The sequence below is a fragment of the Endothiovibrio diazotrophicus genome (genome assembly GCF_054657215.1).
This window is the reverse complement of the sequence record NZ_BAAHXB010000012.1, coordinates 1-9,187: the sequence shown is the minus strand read 5'-3', so window position 1 is coordinate 9,187 and position 9,187 is coordinate 1. Positions and strand designations below refer to the sequence as shown.

6 protein-coding genes and 1 pseudogene are annotated in these 9,187 nt (G+C 61.3%); 5 read left to right on the top strand and 2 right to left on the bottom strand.

Going from position 1 to position 9,187, the window contains the following annotated elements; genetic code table 11:
- The first annotated feature begins 102 nt into the window (after positions 1-102).
- Positions 103-4,509: a type I polyketide synthase gene (locus ACYQ2W_RS05315; protein ID WP_459863966.1), complete on the top strand. Its 4,407-nt coding sequence runs from the start codon at positions 103-105 to the stop codon at positions 4,507-4,509.
- A 79-nt stretch (positions 4,510-4,588) separates the two neighbouring features.
- Here ACYQ2W_RS05315 and ACYQ2W_RS05310 read toward each other — a convergent pair.
- A pseudogene (locus tag ACYQ2W_RS05310) lies at positions 4,589-5,071 on the bottom strand (type IV secretory system conjugative DNA transfer family protein); the annotation flags it as partial.
- Between the two features lie 359 nt (positions 5,072-5,430).
- On the opposite strand from ACYQ2W_RS05310, the gene ACYQ2W_RS05305 reads away from it, so the two are divergent.
- From ACYQ2W_RS05305 to ACYQ2W_RS05290, 4 genes are all read left to right on the top strand, one after another.
- Positions 5,431-5,643 (top strand): hypothetical protein, encoded by a 213-nt coding sequence (locus tag ACYQ2W_RS05305; RefSeq protein WP_459863964.1) that lies wholly within the window; start codon positions 5,431-5,433, stop codon positions 5,641-5,643.
- Complete coding sequence (locus tag ACYQ2W_RS05300) at positions 5,640-5,918, top strand: type II toxin-antitoxin system RelE/ParE family toxin (protein ID WP_459863962.1); 279 nt, start codon at positions 5,640-5,642, stop codon at positions 5,916-5,918. The genes ACYQ2W_RS05305 and ACYQ2W_RS05300 overlap by 4 nt, the downstream gene beginning before the upstream one ends.
- Positions 5,919-6,370: 452 nt before the next feature.
- Entirely contained in the window at positions 6,371-7,885 is a 1,515-nt protein-coding gene (locus ACYQ2W_RS05295) for an LA2681 family HEPN domain-containing protein (protein ID WP_459863960.1), read from the top strand.
- Between the two features lie 92 nt (positions 7,886-7,977).
- Positions 7,978-8,442: a hypothetical protein gene (locus ACYQ2W_RS05290; RefSeq protein WP_459863958.1), complete on the top strand. Its 465-nt coding sequence runs from the start codon at positions 7,978-7,980 to the stop codon at positions 8,440-8,442.
- 336 nt (positions 8,443-8,778) lie between these two features.
- Here the strand turns inward: ACYQ2W_RS05290 and ACYQ2W_RS05285 are convergent.
- Positions 8,779-9,187 (bottom strand): hypothetical protein (locus tag ACYQ2W_RS05285; protein WP_459863956.1); only part of this gene is annotated, 409 nt, incomplete at its 5' end.

The following is a 9,187-nucleotide window of genomic DNA, read 5'->3' as shown; positions in this document are numbered from 1 at the left end:
CGCGCACTCATCTGCGAAAATCTGCGTCAATCTGCGGTTCAATCCGACGGGCGAGCGGTGACGTCCGTACCCCAAACCGCCGAGAGTTGAGGAAACACCCCCATGTCCGAAGCACAGGAATCGAACACCCACGCGGATGCCATCGCCATCGTCGGCATGGCGGTGCGCCTGCCCGGCGCCCGCGACCTGGAGGCCTTCTGGTCGCTGCTGAAAGAGGGCCGGGAGGCGATCAAATTCTTCACCGCAGAGGAGCTGATCGCGGCCGGCTGCGACCCGCGCCAGGTGCGGGAGCCCGGCTTCATCGCCTCGCGCGGCTACCTCGACGACGTCGATCAGTTCGACGCCGGCTTTTTCGGCATCTCCCCCCGCGAGGCGTCGCTGATCGACCCGCAGCACCGGGTGATGATGGAGGTGGCCTGGCACGCCATGGAGCACGCCGGCTACGACCCGGAGCAGTGGGAGGGGAGCTGCGCGACCTTCACCAGCGCAGGCATGAACACCTACCTGCCCTTCAACCTGTTCACCAATCCCGGCCTGGTCGAGCAGGTCGGCGGCTTCCAGCTCTCGATCTACAACGACAAGGACTTCGTGCCCACCCGCATCGCCTATGCGCTCAACGCCAAGGGCCCGGCGATCGACATCGGAACCGCCTGCTCGTCGTCGCTGGTCGGGGTGCACATGGCCTGCCAGCAGCTGCTCAGCTTCCAGTCGGATCTCACCCTGGTGGGCGGCATCACCATCCACCTGCCGCAGGAGACCGGCGAGGTCCATCAGCCCGGCTCCGCCTACTCCCCCGACGGCCACTGCCGCCCCTTCGACGCCGCGCCCAGCGGTCTGGTCGACGGCAACGGGGCGGCGGCGGTGGTGCTCAAGCGGCTCGAGGACGCGCTGGCCGACGGCGACACCATCCACGGGGTCATCCGCGGCAGCGCCATCAACAACGACGGCTCCGACAAGGTCGGCTACTCCGCGCCGAGCATCGACGGGCAGGCCGACGTGATCCTCGAGGCCCAGGCCCTGGCGGGGGTCGGCGCCGACCAGATCTCCTACGTCGAGGCCCACGGTACCGCCACTCCCCTGGGGGACCCGATCGAGGTCGCGGGTCTCACCCAGGCCTTCCGCCACACCAGCGACGGCCGCCAGTTCTGCGGCTTGGGCTCGGTGAAGTCCAACATCGGCCACGTCGACAAGGCCGCCGGCCTCGCCGGGCTGATCAAGGTGGTCCTCGGCCTGCAGCACGAGGTGATGCCCCCCAATCTGCACTTCACCGCGCCCAACCCGCGCCTCGACCTGGAGAACACCCCCTTCTTCGTGGTGCCGCAGGCGCGCGCCTGGCCGCGGCGGCCCGGTCAGCCGCGGATCGCCGCGGTGAGCTCCTTCGGCGTCGGCGGCACCAACGCCCACGCCATCCTCGAGGAGGCCCCCGAGGCCCCGGCCCCCGTCGAAACCGACGAGCCGCAGTTGATCGTGCTCTCGGCGCGTAGCGAGAGCGCGTTGAACGTGCTCGCGGAAGAGCTCGCCGGCTTCGTCGCCGACACACCATACGGCCTCGCCGACATCGCCCACACCCTGCAGGTGGGGCGCAAGCGCCAGGGAGTGCGCACGGCGCTGGTCTGCTCCGACAAGGGCGAGCTCGCCGACCGCTTGGCGGCGATCGCGCCCCGCCAGTGCAGCCTGGAGGAGCCACCGGTCGCCTTCCTGTTCAGCGGTCAGGGTTCGCAGCACGTCGGCATGGGGCGGGCGCTGTACCAATCGCAGCCGCTCTTCCGGGAGTGGCTGGATCGCTGCGCGGAGATCCTGCAGCCGCTCCTCGGCCACGACCTGCGGGAGCTCCTCTACGCCGAGGAGGCGTCGAACGAGCGCCTGCGCGAGACCGAGATCGCCCAGCCCGCGCTCTTCGCCGTCGAGTACGCCCTCGCCCAGCTGCTGATGGCGTGGGGGGTGCGACCCGCGGCGGTGCTCGGTCACAGCCTCGGTGAGTACGTCGCCGCCTGCGTGGCGGGGCTGTTCAGCCTGGAGGAGGCGCTGGCGCTGGTGGCCGAGCGCGGCCGCCTGATGCAGTCGATGCCGCGGGGCGCCATGCTCGCGGTGGCGATGACCGAGGAGGAGTTGCGGGAGGTGCTGACGGCGCTGGAGAGCCCGCTCGACCTGGCGGCGGTCAACGCCGCCAACCAGTGCGTGGTGTCCGGACCCGAGCAGGAGATCGAGCGGCTGCGCAGCCACCTCGGCGAGCGCGGCACCGTGGTGCGCGAGCTGGAGACCTCCCACGCCTTCCACTCGCAGATGATGGAGCCGATGATCGAGGCGTTCGTCCGGCGGCTGGAGGGGGTGGAGTGGCGCGAGCCGTCGATCCCGATCCTCTCCAACGTGACCGGGGCGGTGGCCGCCCCCGGCGAGCTGGCGCAAAGCGCCTACTGGTGCGACCACCTGCGCAAGCCGGTGCGCTTCCACCAGAGCCTCAAGACCCTGGAGCAGCTGCACGGCAACGGCATCTGGCTGGAGGTGGGGCCGGGACGCACCCTCACCGGGATGGCCGGCATGATCCAGCGCGCGGCGCCGGCGAGCGCCAACATCCCCACCCTGCCCCCGGCGCAGAGCCGGGTGGCGGCCGACGCCTTCCTGTTGGGCGGCCTCGGCGATCTTTGGGCGCACGGCGCGAAGATCGACTGGGCGGCGTTCCACGGCGAGCGCGAGCGCCGCCGGGTCCCCCTGCCGCTCTACCCGTTCGAGCACGCCCGTTACTGGATCGAGCCCGGAAGCGGGCGCGGGGAGCGGACCGCCGGCGTGGACGACGACCACCCGACGCACTGGTTCTACGCCAGCGACTGGTGTCTGCAGGCCGACGGCGGGGCCGTTGAAGAGGGGGCGAAGCGCGTCCTGATCACCGGGAGCGTGGACGACGCCTGGCGCCGGGAGCTCACCGCCTGTTACGCGCAAATGGGGCACCAGGTGGTCGAGGAGCTCGCCGACGGGGAGGTGCCCGACGTCCTGCTCTATCTGCCCGCCCCCGCGATGGCCGAGGGCTCGACCGCCGATGCCGTGCAGCCGCTCATCGACCTGACGCAGAACCTGCTGCGTCAACGCAGCGGCGGACGCAAGATCCGGGTGGTGGTCGCCGGGGACCGGATACTCAGCCTCGGCGACGCCGAGATCGAACCGCCGCGGGCGGCGCTGCTCGGCATCCTGCGCACGCTGCCCTACGAATACGCCGAGATCGAGTGTCTCGCGGTGGATCTGCTGCCCAGCGGCGACGAGCGGCAGCGGCAGCGGCTGGTGCGCCGGCTGGCCCACGAGACGTTGCACGAAGCGCTGCCGATCGCGGTGGTGCTGCGCAGCGGGGCGCGCTGGGTGCTCCGCTTCTCGCCACAGCCCGTGGCCCAACGGGCCGGCCCGGGAGTGGTCTCGCGGGACGGCGCCTACCTGCTGCTGGGGGGCTTGAGCGACATCGGGCTGGCGGTCGCCGAGGCGCTGATCCAGGCCGGGGCGACCCGGCTGCTGCTCACCCACGAGGGCGACACCCTGGACGCCGTCCAGGAGCAGATTGCCGCCACCGAGGCGTGGCGGCGCAGCGGCATCGAGATCACCCTGGCGGCGGTTCGCGCCGACTCCGCCGAGGCATTCGACCGCCTGCTCGTGGAGCACTTCGGCGAGGGCGGCACGCCGCTGGGCATCGTCGACGCCAGCGACTTCCACGGGGAGAAGCCGTTCGGCCTGATCCAGACCCTGGAGCGCGCGGAGCTCGAAGGCTATTGGCAGCGCCAGCGCGTGCGGCTGCAGTCGATCAGCCGTGCCTGCGCACTGCTGCGCCCGGACTTCTGCATGGTGATGTCCTCCCTCGCCGCGCAGATCGGTGCCGCGGGACAGTTGCCTGCTGCGGTGCAGGGGCTGTATCTGCAGGCCTTCGCCCAGGCGGAAAACCACGCCGGCCCGACGCCGTGGCACGTCATCTTCTGGGATCAGTGGTCGGAGTCGACTCCCGACACCATCACGCCGCAGCGGGGACGGCTCGCGCTGGAACTGCTGTTCGGCCTGGAAGAGCCGGGCAACCTGCTGGTCGCGACCTCCCCGCCCCAACTGCGCAAGCCCAACCAGGCCAAGCCTGCCGAATCGGGCGCCAGCGGCATGCAGACCGGTCAACACGACCGACCGGAGCTGGCGACCGCCTACCGGCCGCCGGAAAATGCCCATCAGCAGCAGGTGATGGAGGTGTGGCAACGCTTCCTCGGGATCGCCAAGGTGGGGCTCGACGACGACTTCTTCGCCCTCGGCGGCAACTCGCTGCTGGGCGCCCAGCTGATGTCGGAACTCAATCAGGCCTGCGGGGTGGCACTCGACCTCACCGCGCTGTTCACCACGCCGACGGTGCGCGGACTGAGCCAGACGATCGTCGACGCGCAACTGGCCGACGAGGACCTGGACGCGCTGAGCAGCGAACTCGACCGGCTGGAGTCGCTCTCCGACGAAGAGGCGGCCGAGCTGCTGGAGCAGTTGGAGAGTGCGGAGTCCTAAAAAACGGCGGCCTGCCGGTGAATCTCTGTAACGACGCCTGCTTGTGCACGTCGAAGTGGTCGAGCCAGAACTTCACGTCGGCGAGGTTGGCGGTATCGGCCTTCGGGCTGTTCTTCAACGCCCGCACCAGAATCCGCACCAACCGCTTCGCCCCGTCGTCCCAAATCGGCTCGCTGGAGTGCCCGCCGCCCCCGGCAGACTTGGTGAGGATGTGAGCGATGCGCTCGGCGTCGGAATAGCTCGCGACGTTCGCCAACGGGTTGTATCCGTGGCCGCGGGTGGAGTCAATCAGGTTGAGAACCCGGATGTCGTACCCCTTCGCAGCGAGGTAGCCTGAGGTCTGTTCGTACAGCTCGCCGGAGGTGTCGTTGATGACCAGCGAGCAGTCATCGGCGCTCAACAGGTTCGGCAGAATGAGATTTGCCGACTTGCCCGTCCCCATGCCGCCGGTGGTGATGAGCGACCGGTAGGAGACGCCACGCGACAGCCGCCCCACCTTGCCGTCCAGCAGGAAGCCGCCGTTGAACTGGTTGAGCAGCCGTTTCCGCGCGCTCCAGCGCATGAAGCGGGCGGGATTGCGGCGGTTCACCACCTCGTCCACCGAGCGGAATTCCACCATCCCAAACACCGTCACAAGCTGGCTCACGACCAACCCGAACAGATCGCGGACGCGCACGACGAGGATGTACAGCCTACCGAACACGAGGCGCCACACACTGCGAGGGGGTTAGGGGAGCGGACTGTAGCCCAGCCGCCCCCGCCTGCCTACGCGGTCTGGTGGTTCGCGCCAGCTTTCCGCCCGGTGGCGGTGTGCCGTGGGTGTAAACTGCCTCCATGACTCCCTCTACCCTTCACGCTGTCCCATCCCGAACGCAAAAGGTACCCGTCCTGCGGGTCAAACGCGAGTTTCGCCACCCGGAGGTGGTGGCGTGGCTGGAGACGGTGGACGAGGAGGAGCTGGCAGCGTTGGTCACCGACGAAGTGGATTTCGAGCTGACGCCGGAGGAACTTGCCCGCGTGGAGGAAGGCTTCGCGCAGATTGACGCGGGGCGCGGTATTCCCCACGACGCGATGGAGGCATGGGCAAAGAGCTGGGGGACTGACGCGGAGCTTCCTGAACCCCGCGCGAGATGAGGATTACGTGGTCGGAAAACGCCAAGGACGACATCCGCACGCTGAGCGCCTACATCCGCGCCCACAACCCGAGCGCGGCGGCGCAGGTCGTCGAGCAGATTTTCGCGGTTGTAAGAAACCTCCGTGCCCTGCCACACTTGGGGACGGCGGTAGCTGGCAAGGGTCACCACCGCCGGGTTCTCATCCCGAAGACGCCGTACTTCGTGATCTACCGGATAGTCGGCGAGGAGATACAGATTGCCTACGTCCACCACACCAGCCGCGCCCACTACTGAAAGAAGCATTATATGCTGCTTAGCAGAGGAATTAACCACTAGGTTTCCTACCATGAGTTCAAGGAACTGGTCGTTCAGGCAAAGATTTTCATTGCGTGTTAGCACAATGCTCTTGCTTAGTTTTCCGTTGCTCTATGCAGCGAATTGGATCTCGAACGTCTTACCAAATTCAGTGTCGCAACCGCTCTCTCTTTTCGTGGGCGCAGTTTCCACAGCCGAGGGTTTTATTGCTTTGCTCGCCGCCATCTTCGGTCTTGCTCTGTTCATCGCATCAGCTCTAAGAAAGAATCCTCAAATTCAGTTCTTCATTGAGTTTATCGCCGGAGGAACATATGTGGTCTTTATGCCAACATATTGAACCTAATACCGCGATCATTCCAGACGCCCTACATGCCGCCTCGCGTCGTGCCATTCACCAGTTGGCTACGCGCTAGACCAAGAAGGCAATCATTATGGATGACTCGTTGCTCGATGATTTGGCCAAATTAATAGATGACGCAATGGATGCAAGCGATGGATATGCAATTCGAAAACATTTGGGATCGCTTGAAGATGCATCACGGCACAACCTGACCATATTCAAGCAAGCAAAAATTGAATTCTTCAAAGCCAATTGCTATTCAGCTCTTCGCCAAATACAAGATAGACATCAATCTTGGGATTGGGACGATCCGGATTTAGAAAACGAGATTTATCATCTTCGATTATCGCGAAATATCCTACTAGACATTCCCATAACATCAGATCGCACTGATTTGCGTTACAGAGTATCCACAAACCTCGCCAACGCACTCAATCATGTAGGCAGGTTTTCCGAAGCCATTGAGTTATGGGATGAGGTACTTAAGGAATTTCCAGACTATGCTATGTCTGTTGGAAATAGAGGTTTCGCATTTCTTTGGTATGCAAAATGCCTTTATGACCCAGGTCATCAAGAAATCTTTCTAAACGAAAGTTATCACAGCATTAAATTAGCACTAGAGCTTGGCGTGGAGGAACATGCCTCTTTAGGAATGCAGCAATGGCTGGAGCACCTGCTAGAACTACATGACTGGGAGAGCTTTCAGTTTCACAGAAAAAAAGAATCAAGAGGAAAATCGAAGCGAGAAAAAGCGTACCGCACTTGGTGTCTCGATCACAGGTTATTTCTTAATCCTCTAAATGACTTGTGGAAAGAAGATATTGCAGCCAATGATGTTTTCACCTTTCCATCAACGATCATAAAGATTGAGAATAGCCGCAGGGGAGCACCTCCAGAAGGCTACGGCATTTACAATCAATTGAAGCAAGAATATGTCAGTGCCCGTTATATGCTGTTTGATGCAATTACTGAATCCCGAAAAGGGGTTCATTTTTCGGACAAAAGAGTCAAACTATATGACATGCTTGACTTCCGAGAATATAGGCTATGGATAGAAAAGGCTAAAATGGCATTCATGGGCGCGCACGCAATTTTCGACAAGATTGCTTACCTTGTGAATGAATATTGGGAGTTAAAACTACCAGCCAGAAGCATTAAATTTAAGTCATGCTGGTTCAAAAATGGGAGATCGTCCAATGGACTTGCAGCCGCCTTTGAAACATCTGAAAATTGGCCTCTTCGCGGATTGTACTGGATAAGCAAAGAATTTATTGGCGAGAAGGGAAGAGAGAGTCCTCTACAGCCAGATGCCTGGCACATTTCCGAAATTCGAAATCACATTGCCCACAAATATCTGAAAGTATTTGATCATATTCTCGTAGACACTAAGCAATGGCGAAATGCTTCCGGTCATGAATGGGAGTACCCTATAAGCGATCAAGAACTCATAGACCAGACATTGAAGTTGCTGGGCTTGGTCAGGAGCGCATTAATTTATGTTTCTTTAGCGGTCTATGATGAAGAGTCTAGAAAAAGAGCAGCAATCGATGATGATTTACTAGGCGATATGCAATTATTTGAAGTAGATGATAATTATCGACTATAAGTCTAACAAGGCTGCAATCCGGACGCATTTTTTTGTTTGCTTTGACCATTATATTTAAATGCACCGATTAAAGCTAGAAACAGGATATAAATATGAACGATGACGAGAAAATAGTTAAGGACTTTTTGGAAAGCAAGGGACTCACACCGGAACACTTTTCTAAGGATAAAGTATGGACTGGAAAAACTCCTGACTTTCAAGTCTTCTTCAATGGCGAATTCCAGTTCTTTTATGAAGTAAAAGGAAGCCCAGAAGATAGTTGGCTCGACAAAGAACTAGAAGAGGCGAAACCTTATCAACTGGTTGGTGGATCAAGGAACGATCCAATATTCAACCGCCTCACAAACGACATTCATCAAGCGATCAAGCAGCTTGATGCCGTGAATGGAGAGCGCAAGAACCCCAATGTGCTTGCCTTGGTGAATCACGATGAAATGTGCGGGTTCAACGACTTGCTTGGCGTCCTAACAGGCAATTACTACACCGAAGATGGAGATGCCCACCCGATCTACAGCCAGTTCTCGCACGGTCGAATTCGAGACGAAAAGAAAAAATAGATCTTTTTATATGGCTGGATGACCACAAGCCAAATAGGTTATTCTTTAGTCAAGCAGATGAAAAAAATCATGCGAGGTTGCGGGATATTTTCGGGATTTTACAGGATGCGATTAAGCAAATCGACTCCTGACAATCGCCCCAAACGAACAGCAAGAGCATTACTTGCCTTAGTATTTTTTCAATAGTCAGCAGACCGACTTCGCGGGAGAGCCGAGCCAAAGCTCTGCCAAGGACTGTAATGTAAGTCCGCATCGGGTCGATTACACACAGACAATCCAAATACGCGAGCGTCCACCCCAGCGCCAAAATAGGACATGCCTATTAGCCACTGCGATTCACCGCTCCCACCCCCTCTCCCGTTCACTCCGCACCCGCCCCCGGCGGAGCGACGCCACCCGACTCTCCGCCAGCTCGAACCGGGCGGCGGCTTCGGTGTACGCCTCGGCGAGTCCGAGCGTGGCGAACCGGTAGCGCCTGCCACCTGCCGTCCGCACGCCGACCGAGCGCCCCCGCTGGTAGAGCGTCAGCCCCTCGGTAGCCAACGCGGCGGTAAACGCCTCGCGGTTGCGGGCGTCCCGCAGTATCCCGGCAAGCGTCGCCGCCATCTGCTCCTTGTGGCTCGGCGCTCCGGTGCGGAGGCGCGCCGCCTGCTCGCGAGTGGTGCGCTTCGCCCCCTGCCGGGGTTGGGTGTAGGGGCGTGCCGTCCCCAGCTCGGGGAAGTGCGCCAGCCGGTACTCCTCCAGC

Bases quoted from the DNA above. Each gene is read 5' to 3' on its own strand.
- ACYQ2W_RS05315 (WP_459863966.1), top strand. From the start codon at position 103: ATGTCCGAAGCACAGGAATCGAACACCCACGCGGATGCCATCGCCATC.
- ACYQ2W_RS05300 (WP_459863962.1), top strand. From the start codon at position 5,640: ATGAGGATTACGTGGTCGGAAAACGCCAAGGACGACATCCGCACGCTG.
- ACYQ2W_RS05295 (WP_459863960.1), top strand. From the start codon at position 6,371: ATGGATGACTCGTTGCTCGATGATTTGGCCAAATTAATAGATGACGCA.
- ACYQ2W_RS05290 (WP_459863958.1), top strand. From the start codon at position 7,978: ATGAACGATGACGAGAAAATAGTTAAGGACTTTTTGGAAAGCAAGGGA.